The sequence below is a fragment of the Sphingomonas sp. BL-S-05 genome (genome assembly GCF_055521695.1).
In genome coordinates this window covers 3,720,397-3,738,140 of record NZ_CM145499.1, presented here as the reverse complement: position 1 = coordinate 3,738,140, position 17,744 = coordinate 3,720,397, and the positions used below count along the sequence as shown (strand labels likewise).

The 17,744-nt window shown below is 67.8% G+C and carries 16 protein-coding genes; 7 read left to right on the top strand and 9 right to left on the bottom strand.

Features of this window, described 5'->3' with window-relative positions:
- Nucleotides 1-6: 6 nt before the first annotated feature.
- From ACZ1JS_RS17345 to ACZ1JS_RS17325, 5 genes are read left to right on the top strand one after another with little or no spacing between them, the layout of a single operon-like run.
- Nucleotides 7-921: a cytochrome c oxidase subunit 3 gene (locus ACZ1JS_RS17345; RefSeq protein WP_465167123.1), complete on the top strand. Its 915-nt coding sequence runs from the start codon at nt 7-9 to the stop codon at nt 919-921.
- A complete protein-coding gene (locus tag ACZ1JS_RS17340) occupies nt 921-1,304 on the top strand; it encodes a DUF983 domain-containing protein (RefSeq protein WP_465167122.1) in 384 nt (127 codons plus the stop codon). Before ACZ1JS_RS17345 ends, ACZ1JS_RS17340 begins: the two co-directional genes overlap by 1 nt.
- Nucleotides 1,301-1,909: an SURF1 family protein gene (locus ACZ1JS_RS17335; RefSeq protein WP_465167121.1), complete on the top strand. Its 609-nt coding sequence runs from the start codon at nt 1,301-1,303 to the stop codon at nt 1,907-1,909. The genes ACZ1JS_RS17340 and ACZ1JS_RS17335 overlap by 4 nt, the downstream gene beginning before the upstream one ends.
- 10 nt (nt 1,910-1,919) lie before the next feature.
- Nucleotides 1,920-3,314 carry a threonine synthase gene (thrC, locus tag ACZ1JS_RS17330; protein ID WP_465167120.1) on the top strand — a complete coding sequence of 465 codons (1,395 nt, stop codon included), beginning with the start codon at nt 1,920-1,922 and terminating at the stop codon, nt 3,312-3,314.
- Nucleotides 3,314-4,183, top strand: coding sequence for a class I SAM-dependent methyltransferase (locus ACZ1JS_RS17325; protein WP_465167119.1), 870 nt, complete (start codon nt 3,314-3,316; stop codon nt 4,181-4,183). Before thrC ends, ACZ1JS_RS17325 begins: the two co-directional genes overlap by 1 nt.
- 27 nt (nt 4,184-4,210) lie before the next feature.
- Here the strand turns inward: ACZ1JS_RS17325 and ACZ1JS_RS17320 are convergent, their stop codons facing one another.
- Genes ACZ1JS_RS17320 through ACZ1JS_RS17310 form a run of 3 tightly spaced genes read right to left on the bottom strand, consistent with a single transcriptional unit; the run spans nt 4,211 to nt 5,801 of the window.
- A complete protein-coding gene (locus ACZ1JS_RS17320; protein ID WP_465167118.1) occupies nt 4,211-4,846 on the bottom strand; it encodes a heme exporter protein CcmB in 636 nt (211 codons plus the stop codon).
- Nucleotides 4,843-5,409, bottom strand: a complete 567-nt coding sequence (ccmA, locus tag ACZ1JS_RS17315; RefSeq protein ID WP_465167117.1) for a heme ABC exporter ATP-binding protein CcmA — start codon at nt 5,407-5,409, stop codon at nt 4,843-4,845. Before ccmA ends, ACZ1JS_RS17320 begins: the two co-directional genes overlap by 4 nt.
- Entirely contained in the window at nt 5,406-5,801 is a 396-nt protein-coding gene (locus tag ACZ1JS_RS17310; RefSeq protein WP_465167116.1) for a metallopeptidase family protein, read from the bottom strand. Before ACZ1JS_RS17310 ends, ccmA begins: the two co-directional genes overlap by 4 nt.
- Nucleotides 5,802-5,846: 45 nt before the next feature.
- On the opposite strand from ACZ1JS_RS17310, the gene ACZ1JS_RS17305 reads away from it, so the two are divergent.
- Nucleotides 5,847-6,134, top strand: a complete 288-nt coding sequence (locus ACZ1JS_RS17305; protein WP_056456550.1) for a 4a-hydroxytetrahydrobiopterin dehydratase — start codon at nt 5,847-5,849, stop codon at nt 6,132-6,134.
- Between the two features lie 44 nt (nt 6,135-6,178).
- Here the strand turns inward: ACZ1JS_RS17305 and ACZ1JS_RS17300 are convergent, their stop codons facing one another.
- Together ACZ1JS_RS17300 and ACZ1JS_RS17295 are read right to left on the bottom strand one after the other, a co-directional pair.
- Nucleotides 6,179-6,940 carry an SDR family oxidoreductase gene (locus ACZ1JS_RS17300; protein ID WP_465167115.1) on the bottom strand — a complete coding sequence of 254 codons (762 nt, stop codon included), beginning with the start codon at nt 6,938-6,940 and terminating at the stop codon, nt 6,179-6,181.
- Between the two features lie 41 nt (nt 6,941-6,981).
- Nucleotides 6,982-10,131, bottom strand: a complete 3,150-nt coding sequence (locus ACZ1JS_RS17295; protein ID WP_465167114.1) for a helicase-related protein — start codon at nt 10,129-10,131, stop codon at nt 6,982-6,984.
- Nucleotides 10,132-10,278: 147 nt separating this feature from the next.
- On the opposite strand from ACZ1JS_RS17295, the gene ACZ1JS_RS17290 reads away from it, so the two are divergent.
- Nucleotides 10,279-11,214, top strand: a complete 936-nt coding sequence (locus tag ACZ1JS_RS17290; protein WP_465167113.1) for a TraB/GumN family protein — start codon at nt 10,279-10,281, stop codon at nt 11,212-11,214.
- A gap of 270 nt (nt 11,215-11,484) precedes the next feature.
- Here the strand turns inward: ACZ1JS_RS17290 and ACZ1JS_RS17285 are convergent, their stop codons facing one another.
- The 4 genes from ACZ1JS_RS17285 to ACZ1JS_RS17270 all read right to left on the bottom strand — a co-directional run bounded on the left by ACZ1JS_RS17285 (nt 11,485) and on the right by ACZ1JS_RS17270 (nt 17,533).
- Nucleotides 11,485-11,868, bottom strand: a complete 384-nt coding sequence (locus ACZ1JS_RS17285; RefSeq protein WP_242119293.1) for a hypothetical protein — start codon at nt 11,866-11,868, stop codon at nt 11,485-11,487.
- 90 nt (nt 11,869-11,958) lie between these two features.
- Entirely contained in the window at nt 11,959-13,011 is a 1,053-nt protein-coding gene (locus tag ACZ1JS_RS17280; protein ID WP_465167112.1) for an aldose epimerase family protein, read from the bottom strand.
- A gap of 56 nt (nt 13,012-13,067) precedes the next feature.
- Entirely contained in the window at nt 13,068-15,920 is a 2,853-nt protein-coding gene (locus tag ACZ1JS_RS17275) for a glycoside hydrolase family 31 protein (protein WP_465167111.1), read from the bottom strand.
- Nucleotides 15,920-17,533, bottom strand: a complete 1,614-nt coding sequence (locus tag ACZ1JS_RS17270) for a DUF5597 domain-containing protein (protein WP_465167110.1) — start codon at nt 17,531-17,533, stop codon at nt 15,920-15,922. Before ACZ1JS_RS17270 ends, ACZ1JS_RS17275 begins: the two co-directional genes overlap by 1 nt.
- Between the last annotated feature and the right edge of the window lie 211 nt (nt 17,534-17,744).

Here is a 17,744-nt window from a genome sequence, read left to right as displayed (position 1 = left end):
CGGATGATGGCAGGCGCGAAGAACCACGATTTTCATATCCTGCCCCCCAGCATCTGGCCGCTCGCCAGTTCGATGGCCGCCTTCATGATGGCGGCGGGCGGCGTCATGTATCTGAACGAGGCGCCGCTCGGCGGCTTCGTGTTCGGCGCCGGACTGATCGCGACGCTGGCCTGCATGGGCTTCTGGTGGGCCGATGTGATCCGCGAATCGAAGGCGGGCGACCATACGCCGGTGGTACAACTGCACCTGCGCTACGGCATGATCCTGTTCATCGCGTCCGAAGTGATGTTCTTCGTCGGCTGGTTCTGGTCGTGGTTCGACTTCTCGCTCTTCCCCGCCGCGATCCAGTATAATCACGAGGACGGCGTCTCGCTGATCGAGGCGGGCAATACCGCCGTCGCCGCGCAATGGCCGCCCGCCGGCCTCGAAGTGCTCAACGCCTTCGAACTGCCGCTGCTCAACACCTTCATCCTGCTGCTGTCGGGCACGACGGTGACCTGGGCGCATCACGCATTGATCCATAACCAGCGCGGCGGTGCGCTGAAGGGCCTGTGGGGCGCGATCGGCGTGGGGGAGAATGACGGGGTCAAGAAGGGGCTGTGGCTGACCGTCCTCCTCGGCGCGTTGTTCTCCTGCATCCAGGCCTATGAGTATATTCATGCGCCGATGCCGTTCAAAGGTTTGAACTACGGCGCGTCCTTCTACATGGCGACCGGGTTCCACGGCTTCCACGTGCTGGTCGGCACCATCTTCCTCGCCGTCAACCTGATCCGCGCCTATAAAGGCGACTTCACCCCGAAGCAGCATTTCGGCTTTGAAGCGGCCGCATGGTATTGGCACTTCGTCGACGTGGTGTGGCTGTTCCTGTTCGTCGTCATCTATGTATGGGGCGGCTGGGGCGCGCCGATCCACGGCGGCTGATGTCCGACCAACCGGGCGCAGGCGGTCCCGCGCCCTTCGACTGCGGCGTGCGCGGCCTGTGCCCGCGTTGCGCCGCACCGACCCTGTTCCGCAGTCCCGTCGCCTTTGCCGATCGCTGTTCGGCCTGTGAACTGGATTTCGGTGCGTTCAATGTCGGCGACGGCCCGGCGGCGTTCCTGACGCTGGGCATCGGCACGATCATCACCATCCTGGCCATCTGGCTCGAACTCGCCGCCGGTCCGCCATGGTGGGTGCATGTGCTGCTCTGGGTACCGCTGACCATATTGGGCGTGGTCGGCAGCCTGCGCATCGCCAAGGGCATGTTGATTGCCCTCGAATATAAGCGCGGCGCGCGCGAAGGCCGGATCGACCCGCGCCCGTGAAACGCCTGCCGATCCTGCCGACGCTGATCGTGCTGCTGGCGGTCGCGGCGATGGTCGCGCTGGGCGTGTGGCAGTTGCAGCGCCGCGCGGAAAAGGCGGCGCTGATCGCCCATGCCCGCGCCAATCTCGATCGCCCTGCGCAACCGCTGCCGACGCGGATCACCGACGACCTGTTGTTCGCGCGCGTTACCGCCGATTGCGCGCGGGTCGGCGACTGGACGATGGGTGCCGGCCGCGCGGTCGACGGCAGTTCGGGCTATCGCCACATCGCCGCGTGCACCGGTCCGAACGGTCAACGCTTCCGAGTCGATCTCGGCGTCGCACCCGATCCGAAGTTGCGCCCGGTCTGGGCCGGCGGCGCGGTGGCGGGTACGCTCAGCCAGGCACCGGGCGGGCCGACCCTGCTCGACCGCATGACCGGCCGCGTCACGCCACCCGCGCCGATGATCGTGGCGGACACCCCCGCCCCCGGCCTGAAACCCAGCCACCGCCCCGATCCCGCCAGCCTGCCCGACAATCACCTCGCCTATGCGATCCAGTGGTTCGCCTTCGCCTTGGCCGCGGTCATCATATACTTGCTGGCACTTCGCCGTCGCAGCCGCTAACCGCACGCCCATGCGGTATGTCAGCACCAGGGGCCATGCGCCCGATCTCGACTTCGCCGGCGCGACGCTGGCCGGTTTGGCCAGCGATGGCGGCCTGTATCTGCCCGACGCCTGGCCGACCCTGACGCGCGAAGAAATTGGCGCGCTCGCTGGTCTCAGCTATGCCGAGACCGCCGCGAAGGTCATGGCCCCGTTCGTCGGCGACGCGCTGAGCGAGGCCGAGTTGCTCGACCTGTGCGAGACCGCCTATGGCCGGTTCAGTCACAAGGCCGTGACCCCGCTGGTCCAGATCGATCATGACCAGTGGCTGCTCGAACTGTTCCACGGCCCGACGCTGGCGTTCAAGGACGTGGCGCTGCAGCTGCTCGGCCTGTTCTTCGAACGCTTCCTGACCGGCACGACCGAGCGGCTGACGATCATCGGCGCGACCAGTGGCGACACCGGATCGGCGGCGATCGACGCGGTGGCGGGCCGCGAGCATATCGACATCTTCATGCTGCACCCGGCGGGCCGCGTATCCGACGTGCAGCGGCGGCAGATGACGACCGTGCTGTCGCCCAACGTCCACAACATCGCGATCGAAGGGGATTTCGACACCGCGCAGGCGCTGGTCAAGGCGATGTTCAACGATCCCGGCTTCTCGGGTCGCTTCCGCCTGTCGGCGGTGAACTCGATCAACTGGGCGCGGTTGATGGCGCAGGTCGTCTATTATTTCTACGCCGCCGTGCGGCTGGGCGGACCGGACAAGGCGATCGCCTTTTCGGTGCCGACCGGCAATTTCGGCGATGTGTTCGCGGGCTTCGTCGCGGCACAGATGGGACTGCCGATCGCCAGGCTGATCGTCGCGACCAACGTCAACGACATCCTCCACCGCGCGCTGACCAACGGCGATTATTCGAGCGCGCAGGTCACCCCGACCGCGACGCCGTCGATGGATATCCAGGTAAGCTCGAACTTCGAACGGCTCCTCTATGACCTTGGCGGGCGCGACGGCGTGGCGCTGGGTGAGCAGATGCGCGGGTTCGAAGCCAGCCGGGCGATGCGACTGACCAATGCGCAGCAGCAGGGCGCGGCGTCGCTGTTCGTCAGCGCGCGCGTCGATGGCGATCGCATGGCACAGGCGATGCGCTGGGCGTGCGATCATGCCGCGCAGACGATCGACCCGCACACCGCGATCGCGCTTGCCGCCGCCCTCGACAGCGGCATCGACGCGCCGATGGTGACGCTGGCCACCGCGCATCCGGCCAAATTCCCCGAAGCGGTCGAACGCGCGATCGGCACCCGTGCCGCGCTGCCGCCGCGCGTCGGCGACCTGTTCGATCGCGAGGAACGCTATGTCACCCTCCCCGCGACGTTCGACGCCGTAACCGCGTGGATCGCCGAACGGGCGACGCCCCGCGCATAATGGACCCGATCGCGCTTATCGGCGAACCCTGGGGCGATTACGGGCTGATCGACTGCGGCCATGGTCGCAAGCTCGAACGCTATGGCCCGTATCGCTTCATCCGGCCCGAACCACAGGCGATGTGGGCACCCGCGCTGGCCGACTGGGACGCGCATGGCGAATTCGTGCCCGGATCGGACGAGGATGGCGGCGGGCGCTGGCAGTTCTTCAAGCAACCCCCGCGCGACTGGCCGCTGACGTGGCGCGAGGTGCGCTTTTCGGCTAGCAACACCCCGTTCCGGCATCTCGGCTTCTTCCCCGATATGGCGCCGGTCTGGGACTGGATGCGCGGGCGGCTGGACGGGGCGAGCGATCCCGAATGCCTGAACCTGTTCGGCTATACCGGCGTCGGGTCGCTGGCGCTGGCGGCGGCGGGGGCACGCGTCGTCCATGTCGATGCGTCGAAGAAATCGGTCGAACAGGCGCGCGCCAATGCCGCGCTGTCGGACATGACCGACAAACCGGTCCGCTGGCTGGTCGAGGACGCCGCGAAGTTCGTCGCGCGCGAGGTCCGGCGTGGACGGCGCTATGACGGCATCATCCTCGATCCACCGAAATGGGGGCGTGGCCCCAATGGTGAGGTGTGGAAGCTGGAGGAGCATCTCCCCGGCCTGATCGCTGATTGCCGGCAGTTGCTCGACAACGAGTCGCGCTTCCTGTTCCTGACGGTGTATGCGGTGCGCATGTCGGCGCTGGCGATCGGCGAGTTGCTGCGCCAGTCGCTGGGCGATCTCGGCGGCACGGTCGAATGCGGCGAACTCGGCGTGCGCGAGGAAACGCGCGGACTGACCCTGCCGACGGCGATCTTTGCGCGGTGGCGTAACACTTAAGGATCCTCCCCGCTCTGCGGGGAGGATTTACGTTCGCCCGATCCGCATCGCCGCTCCCGCCACGATCGGTCCGCCGGCACATAGCAACAGGCTGGTCGCCGCGAGCAGCTTCATCGCGCCCACACCCCCTTCCAGCGCCCCCGCCCCGAAGATCACGATCGGCAACGCCAGCGGCAGCATGACCAGCCCCGCCACCGCGCCCCCGCCGCGCAGTCCCGCGACCAGCGCCGCCGTCGCGACGCTCAGCGCCGCCAGCCCCGGCGTGCCGATCAGCAACCCCGCCTCCAGCATCAGCAACGTGGCGCCATCGATCCCCAGCAACGCCGCCGACAGCCCCGCCGCCAGCATCACCGCCGGCGCAAAGCCCAGCCAGTGGCCGACCGTCTTGGCCAGCGCGATGCCGCTGTCGCTCCACCCGCGCACGACCAGTTGATCGACCACGCCGCTATCGACATCGGGCGCGACCAGCCGCTCGATCGGAAGCAGCGCCGCCAGCAACGCTGCCGCCCATGCCACCCCGCCGCCGATCCGCGCGAGCAGTGCCGCATCCGGTCCGATCGCGAAGGGAAACAGCGTCGCGACCAGCAGGAAGAAAGCGACCGGCAGCAGCAGCCCGCCCCCGCTCCACGCGATTCGCAATTCGCGGACGATCAGCGCGATCACAGCGTCACCACCCCGGCCCCCGGCAACGCGACCGGCACATGACTGGCGACCAGCACCGCCCCGCCCCCGGCGCGCCGTATGGCGATCACCGCCTCCAGCCGTTCGAGCGATGCCACGTCGAGGCCATTGGCCGGCTCGTCGAGCAACCAGATCGGGGCGTCGGCGGCCACCACACGTGCGATCGCCGCGCGGCGACGCTGCCCGGTCGACAACATCCGCACCGGCACCTCGGCCAGCGCCCCGATTCCCATCGCCGCCAATGCCGCATCCACCCGATCGCGTGCGCCATCCAGCCCGGCCCAGAACCTCAGCGCCTTCGTCAGCGGCAGTTGCGGATCGAGCGCCGCCGCCTCGCTCAACAACGCCACCGCCCCGCAGCGCGTGACGCTGCCGTCGGCGGGCGGCAACAGCCCGGCGGCGATCCGCACCAGCGTCGACTTGCCGACCCCGTTCGGCCCCTGCACCAGCAACGCGTCGCCTGGGCCCAGATCGAACGACAGGTCGGCGAACAGCATTCGCCGTCCCCGCGCGCCGCTCACCCGATCGAACGTCAGCAGGCTCAATCCGCCGCTTCCAGCGCGTGCATATCGTCGTCGGACAGGCCGAAATGATGGCCGACCTCATGCACCACGACATGCCGGATCAGGTCGCCCAGATCGACGCCGGTCTCGCACCATTCGGCGAGCAGCGGCTGGCGATACAGATGGATGCGATCGGGCAGGCGCACCCCGTCGAACATCGATTTCTCACCGACCGGACTGCCATGATACAGGCCGGTCAGCTCGTACGGCTCCATCTCCATCGCCGCCAGCGTCTCGTCATCGGCGAATTCCTCGACCAGCAGCACGATGTCGGACAGGTGGCCGGCGAACGGTTCGGGAATGCGGGCGAGCGCGGCGCGCGCCAACGCTTCCATCTCGGCGGCACTCGGGGCGGTTCGCGCTTGATCGGACATGGCCCAAGCAATAGGCCATCGCGATCGAGAGACAAGGGAGGGACGATGGAACCGCTGAGCCAAGCCGAACGCGCCGATGCGCTGGATGGCCTGCCCGACTGGGACCATGATGCGGGGCGCGACGCGATCGTCCGCAGCTTCACCTTCGACAATTTCTCGCAGGCGTTCGCGTTCATGACGCAGGTCGCGCTGCTGGCCGAAAAGGCCGATCACCATCCCGAATGGTCGAACGTCTACAACCGCGTCGACATCCTGCTGACCACGCATGACGCGGGCGGGCTGTCCGACCGCGACATCGACATGGCACAGGCAATCGACGCTCTGGTGGAGTAGGGGAAGCGTCATGCCCGCGAAGGCGGGGATGACTAGGTCACATACTACCGCCGCCTCATCTGCTGCCGCAGCTTCCCCGGCATCCACCGCGCGGCGAAGCGCATGCGCTTGGCGGTCGGGCCGACCGGTGTGTGGATGGCGTCGCCATGGACCGCATCCCACGCCGCCTGCGCCACCACCTCGACGGGCGTGAACTCCAGCCCCGCCGCGCGCACCTGTTGCCGGACGTTGTAATTGCTTCCGGCCAGCGAGGCGTCGAGCAGCGGCGTGTCGATGAACCCCGGCATCAGCGAGCGCACGCGGATGCCGTCCGCCGCCCATTCGCCGTCAAGCGCTTCGGTCAACCCGCGCACCCCGAACTTGGTCGCCGAATAGACTGCCGCCCCCGCCGTCCCGTAGATTCCGGCCGCCGACGCGGTGTTGAGCAGGCAGCCACCGTTCGCCTTCAAAAACGGGTGGCTCGCATGCGCACCATGGATCACCCCGGTCAGGTTGACGGCGATGGTCCGTTCGATCGCGGCGGGCGTCATCTCGGCAAAGACGCCGCCTGCCGCGATCCCGGCATTGTTGAACAGCACGTCGATCCCGCCGTCCCCGGCAAAACGCTCAAGCGGCACATCCCATGCGGCGCGGTCGGTCACGTCGAACACGAAGGTCGCCGCGCCGCCGGGCAGCGACGCCGCCGTCTCCGCCAGCCCGGCCGCATTCACGTCGGCCAGCCCGATCCGCCAGCCGCGCGCGGCGAACAACTGCGCCACCGCCCGCCCGATACCCGACCCGCCGCCGGTGATGAAGATCGCTTTCATCCCCGCAACATCCGACAGGAACGGGGCCGACGCCAGCGGTTTCAGGCGGCCACCGTCTCCAGCACGTCGCGCACCTTCGTCAACCGCTCGCCGGCATCGTCGATCCGCGCCGGCACGATCCAGCGCCCGTTCTTCTCGGTCAGCCCGTCGACATCGGGCAACGCGCCGCTGCCCTGCGGCGTCAGCGCGATCGCCGCCGGCCCGGCATCGACCTTGGTCACCGCCGCCGCCTGCGCCAGCAACCGGATCCGCGCCAGATCGATCAGCAACTGCGCTTCTTCGGGCAAGGCGCCGAATCGATCCTCCAGTTCCTCCTCGAACGCTTCGAGCACGCCCTCCTCCTCGATTCGTGCCAGACGGCCGTAGAGGACCAGGCGCACCTCGGTTTCCGGGATCCACGTCTCGGGCAACCGCCCGGCAATGCCCAGATGCAGTTCGGGCACCACCCGGTCGACCACCTCGCCCCGCGCCGCGCGCAGCGCGCGACCGAGCAGATACTGGTACAGGTCGATGCCGATCAGCTTCATATGGCCGGCCTGCGCCTCCCCCACCAGATCGCCCGCCCCGCGCAGGTCGAGGTCGCGCGCGCTGATCGCGAAGCCCGCGCCCAGCCGGTCGAACGCTTGCAACGTCCGCAGCCGCTTCAGCGTCGCCTCGGCGATCGCATGGTCGGGATCGGTCAGCAGCAATATCTGCCCGCGCCGCCCGCCGCGCCCGACGCGCCCGCGCAGCTGGTGCAGCTGCGACAGGCCGAAGCGGTCGGCATGGTGGACGATCATGGTGTTGGCGCGCGGCACGTCCAGCCCCGCCTCGATGATGTTGGTCGCGAGCAGCACGTCGCCTTCGCCGTTAGCGAAGGAAACCATCGCCGCGTCGATCTCCGCCGCCGGCATCTTGCCATGCGCGACGGTCAGCGTCAGTTCGGGCGCTAGCTTGCGCAGCCGCGCCTCCAGCGGTGCGATATCCTCGATCCGCGGCACGACGACGAAGCTTTGCCCGCCGCGCGTCCGTTCGCGCAGCAATGCGGTGCGCACCGTCACCTCGTCGAATTCGGTCACTGCGGTGCGGATCGGCTGGCGCAGCGCCGGCGGTGTGGCGAGAACCGAGAGTTGCTGCAACCCGATCAGCGCGCTTTGCAGCGTGCGCGGGATCGGCGTCGCCGACAGCGTCATGACATGGTCGGACAGCTCGCGCAGCTTCGCCTTGTCCTTCGCGCCAAAGCGCTGCTCCTCGTCGATCACCACCAGCGCAAGGTCGCGATACGCGACGCCCTTGCCCGCCACCGCCTGCGTTCCGATGACCACGCCGATCGATCCGTCGGCCAGTCCCGCCTTGACCCGCTTCTTCTCCGCCGCATCGGACAGACGCGAGAGCCCGGCGACCTCGATCCCCGTCCCTTCGAACCGGCGACGGAAGGTTTCGACATGCTGGCGCACCAGCACCGTCGTCGGCGCGGCGATGGCGACCTGCCGCCCCGACAGCGCGGCGATCGCGGCGGCGCGCAACGCCACCTCGGTCTTCCCATAGCCGACATCGCCGATCACCAGCCGGTCCATCGGCCGCCCCGCCGCCAGATCGGCGCGGGCAGCGGCGATGGCCCGCGCCTGGTCGGGGGTCTCGGTGAACGGAAATCCCGCAGCAAAGCGTTCATAGGCGGCGATATCCGCCTCGATCGGCGCCACCTCGATCGCATCGCGCGCCGCCGCGATCGCCGCCAGTTCGCGCGCGCTTTCGGCGATCGCCGCGTCGATCGCGCCGCGACGCTTCTGCCAGCTCGACCCGTCGAGCGCGTCGAGCGTCACCGCATCGCCATCCGCGCCATAGCGCCAGATGCGGTCGGCCTCCGTCACCGGCACCAGCCGCCGCGCACCCTTCGCATATTCCAGCACGATCGCGTCGCCGGCCTCTTCGCCCGGCAACTGCTCCAGCCCGACGATGCGGCCGATGCCGAACTCCTCATGCACGATCACGTCGCCCACCCGCAGCTCGCCCGCTTCGGCGAACAGCGGATTCGCGCTCGCCGCCGCCAGCTCGTCGCCACGCGCCCGTCCGCCCAGCAGGTCGCCGCCGGTGACCACCGTCACCCCGTCCGCCACGAAACCGCGATCGATCGGCGCGGTCAGCAGCATCGCCGTTCCGGGTTCGGCGCGCACCGCCTCGTCCCACGCTTCGATCGTCACCGGCTCGGTCCGGCCGAGCGTCGCCAGCCGCTTGCGCAGGAACCGCAGGTCGCGCGGACTGCCCGCCAGTACCAGCCGCCCGCCATCGAGCACCTCGCGCGCGAACTTGCCGAACGCGCGGGCCGGCGCCCGGTGAGTGACGAAGCGCGGCGGCGGCGCGGCATCCGCCGGCAAGTCGATCCGGTCACGCGCCTTGAGCAGATCCTCCCAAGCCTGCCGATCGACCAGCGTCGCCGCATCGCGTCGCCGCCGCCGCGTCGCATCTTCGGCAAGGTCGAGGAACCGCGCGCGCCGCCGCTCGGCATCGGGGTCCATCGCGACCGCCGCTTCGGGCAGATGGTCGAGCAGCGACACGCCCCTGGTCGTCACCGGCTCGGCAGCGCGACCGATCGTCACCTCGCCCAGATCGGCGTCGCCGCGCTGCGTCACCGGATCATAGCTGCGGATCGTGGTGATCGCGCCATCGGTCACCGTCACCCGGATCGGGCAGATCGCATCGGCGGGGAAGATGTCGACCACGCCGCCGCGCACCGCGACCTCGCCCGGTTCATCGACCCGGTCGTCGACGACATAGCCGAGCTCCACCGCGCGTTCGGCGAAGTCGGCCATGTCGATCGCATCGCCGATCCGCAGCACCGGCGGCGCGGCATCGAAATCCTCGGGCGTCGCGATGCGCAGCGCCGTCGCCTCGGGCGCGGTGATGCAGGCGACGCGCCGCTTGGTCGCCGACGCCATCCGCAACCGTCGGAGCGCCGCGACCCGTGCACCGGCATTGCCGGGCGAAGCAGGCGCATCGTCCCCGGGCAGCGCGTCGCTGGCGGGCAGGTGCACGACATCCGCCCCCGGCGCGAACGCGGCCAATGCCGCCGCGATCGCTGCGGCGCGCGTCTCGTCGCTCGCCACGAACAGTATCGGGCGTTTGCCGAGTTCCACCGCCAGACGTGCCGCGATCGGCCCGATCGCATGCTCCCCCCGGTCAGGACGATCGGGGGCGGCGGTGGTGTTCGGCATAGCGGAGTTCCCGGCAAGGCCCCGATACAGGGCGGAGAGGATCGTTGAACGAAGCGTCTGCCGCGTCCGTTCCTGCGGCCTGTCGCATGCGAAGCGCCGCTGCTATGCAGGCGCCACCGCCGGTCCGCCGGCCCTGTGGAGACGCCGATGTCCTCGATCCTGCTGCGCTTCGGCGCCGCGTTCAGCCTGATGACCGCCCTGCCCGCCATGGCGCAGACCGCACCGGCCCCGGTTGCCGAAACCCCCGCCGCCGACACCGCCGCCGCAACACCGCGCGACGCCGATCCGGCGCTGTGGGTGGTCAAGGACAAGGACACGACCATCTATCTGTTCGGGACGATCCACGTCCTGAAACCCGGCCTGTCGTGGTTCGATCAGGCGGTGAAGACCGCGTTCGACAAATCGAACGAGGTGGTCCTCGAAATCCCGATGCCGACCCCCGAACAGGCGCAGGCGGCGGTGATGAAGTCGGCGGTCAACGTGACCGGCCCGAAACTGAGCGAGAAACTGCCCGCCGCCGAACGCGATGCCTATGCCAAGGCGGTCGCCGATGCCGGACTGCCGGCCGGTGCGCTCGAACAGCTCGATCCGTGGTTCGCCGCCTCGACGCTGACGCTCGTGACGCTGCAGAAGCAGGGCTATGACCCGCAAAGCGGCGCCGAGCAGACGATTTCGCAGGCGGCCAAAGTCGCGGGCAAGCCGGTCACCGGGCTGGAGACGCTCGAACAGCAATTCGGATTCTTCGATACCCTGTCCGACGCCGCACAGGTCACTTTCTTGAGCGAAACCATCAAGGAACTGCCGACCGCGGGCGAACAGATCGACAAGATGGTCGACCAATGGGCAAAGGGCGATCCCGCCGCGCTCGCCGCGACGATGAACGAGGACATGACCGTCTCGCCCGAACTGCGCCGCGTCCTGCTGACCGACCGCAACGCCCGCTGGGCCAAGTGGATCGAGGAAAGGATGAAGCGCCCCGGCACGGTCTTCGTCGCGGTCGGCGCGGGGCACCTTGCCGGCACCGGCAGCGTGCAGGACGCGCTCAAGCGCTACAAGCTGCGCGCGACGCGGGTGAAATATTGAGAGTAGCGTCGGCTGGCGCCCTACACCCCGTCACAACGAAACGTCGCCCCAGCGAAGGCTGGGGCCTCGCGCGGCACCTGCCCCGCGCTATCACGCGGAGATCCCAGCCTTCGCTGGGATGACGGTCGGCGCGACACGGGGTGGATGAAGACCACAAAGCTGATCGCGCGCGGTGCCCCCGCACAAGAAAACGGCCGGCGGATCGCTCCGCCGGCCGTCAGGCTCATGTCACGACGACGGCCCGGAAGGGAGCCGCCATCGGTAATTGGATCAGGCGTTGCAGGCCTGCGCGCCCTTGCCCGGCTGGGTCAGGGTGATCGACTTCGGGGTGCCGGTCAGGCTGTAGCCGCCCTCGGCGGTCAGCGGCTTGCCCTTTTCCTCGGCCTTCAGGCGGACGGGCATCTCGCCCTGCTTCGTGCGGAAATTCGCCTGCGTGTCGCCTTCGAAGAAGTCGACATAGACGAGGCTGTTATCCTTGCAGCGGAACGTCACGCTCGCCTTGACGGGCGGGGGCAGTTCCACCGGGGCACGGTTGGCGAGCTGCGATGCCAGCGGATCGGGCGCGCGCGTGTCGAGCTGCTCCGGCTGCGACTGACCGCAGGCCGAAAGGGCGAAGGCCGCAGCGGTGGCGGCGAGGAGAAGGGGGTGCTTCATAGGATTAAGGTCGTTCGCAAACGCAAACGTTTTCGTCAAGCACGGTTGTGCGCCGCGCAACAAACGTTCGTCGCGCTGCGGTACAAATGGTCACCGGGCAGAGAACGCAAATTGTATAATGCTGTTCCACCTTTGGCCCGGGTCAAGTCGCGCGGACGGAAAATCCGGCCGGTTCGGCGTGTCGGGATAGGCTTGCGGCTCCAGACATACGGCATCGCCCTGTCGGTACAGCCGTCCGCCCTTGCCCGGCTCCGCCCCGCCAAGGAAATTGCCGGAATAGAGTTGCAGCCCCGGCGCGGTGATCGACAGCGTCATCGTCCGGCCCGACTCCGGGTCGGCCAGCACCGCCGCCGGACGCAGCGTCCCCGGCTCCCCGCGCACGATGAAATTATGGTCGTAGCCGCGCCCGATCGCGATCTGGTCGTCGCGTCCGTCGCGCACCCGCTCACCGATCGCATGGGGGGTGCGGAAATCGAACGGCGTGCCCGCCACCGCGCGCTGCTCCCCCGTCGGGATCGACGTCGCATCGACCGGCAGAAACGCGTCCGCCTCGATCGTCAGTTGGTGGCGCAACGCCTCGCCGCGCCCGCTTAGGTCAAAAAAGGCGTGGTTGGTCAGGTTGACGACGGTCGGCGCATCGGTCGTCGCGTCATATTCAATGGTCAGCGCCTGCGACGTCAGCCGGTAGGTCGCGCCCGCCGTTACCTCCCCGGGATAGCCGGCATCGCCATCGGGGCTGGTCAGCGTCAGGCGCACCCATGCCGCGTCGGCGTCGCTGCCAATCTCCGCCACGTCCCACAGCCGCTGATCGAACCCGTCCGATCCGCCGTGCAGATGGTTGGGCGCGTTGTTGGTTTCGAGGTCGTAGCTTTGGCCGTCGAGGCTGAACCGCCCGCCGGCGATCCGGTTGGCATAGCGCCCGACCGTCACCCCGAACCAGGACGGCCGGTCGCGATAGGATTGGACGTCGTCGAACCCCAGCACGATATCGGCCACCGCCCCGTCACGATCGGGCACGCACAGCGATTGCAACGTCGCCCCGAACGGCAGGATGCGCGCCGACAGCCCGCCCGCACCGAGTTCGATCGCCTCTGCGGGTGCGCCGTCCAGCGTCCCGAATGCCACCCGTTTTTCGTCCGCCATACAACCTCTCCGCCACCATTCGCCACCGTACCACCGCGTAGGCGGGGATACGGACGTTACCGAAGCGGCAACGTCTTCTCCCGCCCGTCATACACGAACGCCGTCGCCGCATTGTCGGCGAAGTCGGGCGCCACCGCCGTCCCCGGCGTGTGGAAGCGCACCGACATCGCCCGCTTCGCCGCCATGCCCGGGAAACTGCCCTTGCGCGCACCGATGGTCAGCGTCTTCGTCGCCTCGTTCCATGTCAGCGGGATTTGCGACGACTGCCCCTTGCGATAGCCTTCGGTAAGGCCGTCATCCTCGAACAGCGTGTAGGCACCGTCCTTGCCGGTAAAGACATGCAGCACATAGGGCGCATCGAGCTTCTCGGCGGTCGACTGCACCGCCGCCCCGGTCGGCACGATCGATCCGGCGCGGACATAGAGCGGCAGCACCGCCATCGGTGCGGCGGCGGTGATCGTCTGCCCACCCTTCAGATAGGCACCGGTCGTGAAGTCGTACCAGTCCGCCCCGGCGGGCAGATAGACCGACCGGCTGGTCGCGCGATACTGCGTGACCGGCGCCACCAGGAACGCCGACCCGAACATATATTCGTCGTCGATGCCCCAGCTCTTGCGGTCGGCGGTGAAGTCCATCGCCAGTCCGCGCATCATCGTCCCGTCGCGATGCCACGTCTCGGCCGCAAGCGAGGTGATGTAGGGCAACAGCCGGTAGCGCAGCCGATCATATTTCGCGAGCGCGTCGTACAGCGCCGGGTCGCTGGCGCCCAGTTCATAGATTTCGCGATACGGCGTCTCGCCATGGCTGCGGAACAGCGGGCTGAACGCACCGAACTGGAACCAGCGCAGGTTCAGTTCCTTCCATTCGGCCAGATGCGCCGGATCCTTCTTCGCATAGCGATCCTCGACCGCGAAGCCGCCGATATCGTGCGTCCAGTTGGGAATGCCCGACATCGACAGGTTCACCCCGGCCGAAATCTGGTCGCGCAGATCGTCCCAGCGCGACGCGACGTCCCCTGACCACAGCGCCGCACTGGCACGCTGGATGCCGCCATAGCCCGAGCGGGTCAGGATGAAGGGCCGCACATCGGGCTTGGCGACGCGCAGGCCATCGGCGACCCCTTCGGCATGGACCAGCGGATAGCTGTTGAAGAATTCCTCCGCCGGTCCTTCAGCGGTCGGCCCCATCCGCTCGATCCGCTGTTCGATCGACAGGTTCGAATGGATGTCCGGTTCGGTCGCGTCCATCCACCACGCGTCGAAGCCCTTGTCGACCAGCGCGTCCTTCATCTGCCGGAAATAGATCGCGCGTGCTTCGGGGGCATAGGGATCGTAGAAGGTGTTGAAATAGCCCTTGCCGACCCAATCGCGTTCCTTCGCGATCAGATTGCCCTGATACAGATAGCCCTTGGCGTTCAGTTCCTCGGCATTCTTGGTGTTGGGATAGAATTTCGGCCACACCGAAATCATGATCCGCGCCTGCTGGCCATGGACGGTATCGACCATCTTCTGCGGCTGCGGAAAGCGCGCCGGGTCGAAGCAATGGCAGCCCCATTGATCCTCGGGCCAATAGAACCAGTCCTGCACGATGTTATCGAGCGGCAGGCCGCGCTTGCGATATTCGGCGACGACGCCCTCGACCTCGGCCTGGGTGTTGTAGCGCTGGCGGCTCTGCCAGAAGCCATAGGCCCAGCGCGGCATCAGCGCCGCCTTGCCGGTCAGCGCGCGATATCCGGCGATCACGCCGTCCATATCCTGTCCGCCGACATAATAATAATCGAGCGCATGGGCGACGTCGGACGACCACCACAGCGAATGGCGATCGGCTTGCGGCAACGGATCATTCTGGAACAGCGCGATATAGCCGGCATTCGGCTCCCATTCGATCCGAACCTCCGCCGCCTTGCCGGCGGTCATCGGCAGATCGAAATTATGGAACCACGGATTCCAGTTCTGCCGCCAGCGGTTCAACACTTCCTTCCCGTCGACGAACACCTTGACGTAGCTCGACGAATAGAGGCGGAATTTCTGGACGCCGGTCGTGCTCGGCGTGACGGTGCCGGTCCACACCACCTTCTGCGTCTGCACCGCATTGCCGGCGGTATTCTGTCCGGTGGTCGCGGCGACCGTCTGCGCCTTGGCCTCTGCCGGCCAGTTCGCCTGATCCTTGATGAACTGATAGTTGATCGTCCGCTCGCGCCGCGTCACCGCCAGCCGGTCGCCCAGATAATATTGCGCCTGCCATCCGGCCTGCCCGCCCGAGCGGACCTGCATCCCCTCGCCGACCAGCTTGTAGGGCTGCGGATTGCCGAAGCGGGTAATGCCGTTATTGTCCCACAGCACGCCATAGTTCTTCGTCGACACGACGAACGGGATGCCGATGTCCATATTGTGCTGGGCGAGTTCGACGTCCTCGCCATTGTAATTCATCTGCCGGTTCTGATGCTGACCCAGACCGTAGAATCCTTCGTCGGTCCCGCGGTTGAACTGCTGGCGGATCGACACGAACCGCTCGCCCCCGGCGCTGCGCGGGGTGAATGCGGCGCGCGGCGCTTCCTCCAGCGTCAGCTTGCCGGCAGCATCGCGAAAGCGGACCTGCCCGTCATCGGTGTCGATCTCGGCCGATCCGCCCGCGGTCTTGACCACGACCGTCCGCGCCGTCTGCCGCACGGTGAAGTCGCCCGCCGGCTTCGCGGTCACCATCAGGCTGTCGGGCATGTCGAGGCTGGCGTCGGGCACCGCCGTCACCCGGAACCGGTCGGGGCCATAGACCAGCACCCGCACCCGCTTGGCCGACCCCGCATCGGGGGTCACCACCACCCCGCCCGGCACCTTCGCCACTTCGGCGGCAAGTGCCTGGGTCGAAACCGACAGGGCCAGCGACAACAGCGTCCAGCGAAGCGTCTTCATCAGCGATACGTCCCCATCGTTACGCGCAGCAGCATCGGCTGCGCGGTGAAATTCAATCCGTAATCGGTCTGGTCGCCGTTCAGCACGCGGCGCATCACGAAGCTGCCGTCGTCGGCCAGCGTCCCCTCCTCGACCTTCAGCAACATCGCGGTCTCGCCCTTGCTCTTGTCGGCGAGGTCGATGTTGACGCGAATGTCGGTGCCGGTGACCAGAAACTGGTCGGGGGCGAGGTGCAGGACGGCCATGCCGCCGACCGGCTGTGCTGCATGCGGCGGCGGCGCGGCCTTCAGCCATGGCGAATCCATCGATCCGAACTGCCATTCGCCATATTTGGCCGATAGCTGCCACCGACCCATCGTCCGGGTCTGTTCGGCGTCGGGCGCACCCTTGGCCGTCCCCCAGCCGGGATGGGCATAGGCCAGCTTCGCCCAGCCGCGCGCCATGGGTTTCAGCAACGCATAGGGTCGCGCAAACGCATCCAGCGTCGCCGCGTCCAGCGTCACCGCGCCCAGCGGATGGTTGGAATAGCCGGTATCGTCCATCCCGAACGGCGCCCAGCCGATTCCGCCGCGCCCCAACGTCGGCCACAGGAAGCGCGCGAAATCCATGGCATTGCCGGTCTCCGGCACCAGCAGCGCATTGTCGGGGCGCGCATAATGGTCGAGGAATTTCAGGTAGTTCTTGCCGTCACGGCCATAGAGGTCGGGCGCGACCGCATCGATATGCGGCGCCGCCGCCTTCCACACGTCGATCACCTGCCAGTCGGGGCCACCACTCGCCCCGCCCGACTTGCCCGGCGCGGCAAAGGGGTCGCCGACCGCCGCATTGACGTACATCGGTACCAGCTTGATCGCCTTTCCCGCCGCCGCGATCGCGTCGATATAGCGCGCGGTGTACCAGGCGTTGAACGCCGCCTCGGCCCCCACGCCATAGGCCTGCTCCCACGTACCCTTCTTGCCGAGCTTCGACGGCACCGGTCCGGCGAACAGCCGGTTGGCCTCCGGCGAATAATCGCGTCCCTGCTGGTACACCCCGACCTCGTTCTCGGGCTGGACCATGATGACGCTGTTGTCGGTATCCTTGTCTTTCAGATAGCGCATCAGCGCGACGAACGCCTTGCGGTCCGCCGCCAGCGTCGCGGGCGCATGCGGCGACAGCGCATAATGCGTCTTGCCGTCCTTCGTCCGCATCCGCGGGAACCGCGCATTGTCGCGCTTCACCCATGCCGGGACGTAGCCGGGCGAAGTATTCTTCCACGTCCCGAACCACAGCAGCACCAGCTTGACGCCCCGCTCGCGCGCCTGCGGCAACAGCGCGTCGAGATAGCTGAAGTCGAACTGCCCCTCGACCGGTTCGATCTGCTCCCAAGCGACCGGGATCTCCAGCGTATTGGCGTGGAGCCGTTCGACCACCGGCCACACCTGCGGCAGCATGGCGGGATAGTTGCTCGAATTATTGGCCTGTACGCCCAGCATCAGGAACGGCGCACCATCAACCATCAGCGCGTGGCGGCCATTGCGGCTTTCGATCCGGGGCACCTCGCCCGGCGCTGCCGACGCCGCCGCGCCTGCGACCAGCGCCCATGCAGCCAGTGCCACCGCCCATCCGCGCATCGCCGCCCCCTCCGGTCGTCGTCGGCTTGCTGCCGACAACGTTGTCACGCCCCTTACCGCGGGACGACATGTCAGACAATTGTCTTCTTTATTTGGGCGGCTTCGCTGCGGGGTCTATCCGGGGGTCCGGTCCCCGGTCGACGACCAGCAAACGCATTCTGATCTCAGCCACCCAACCGCGCAGGTTGCCTACGCGCGGGCAAGACCGCCA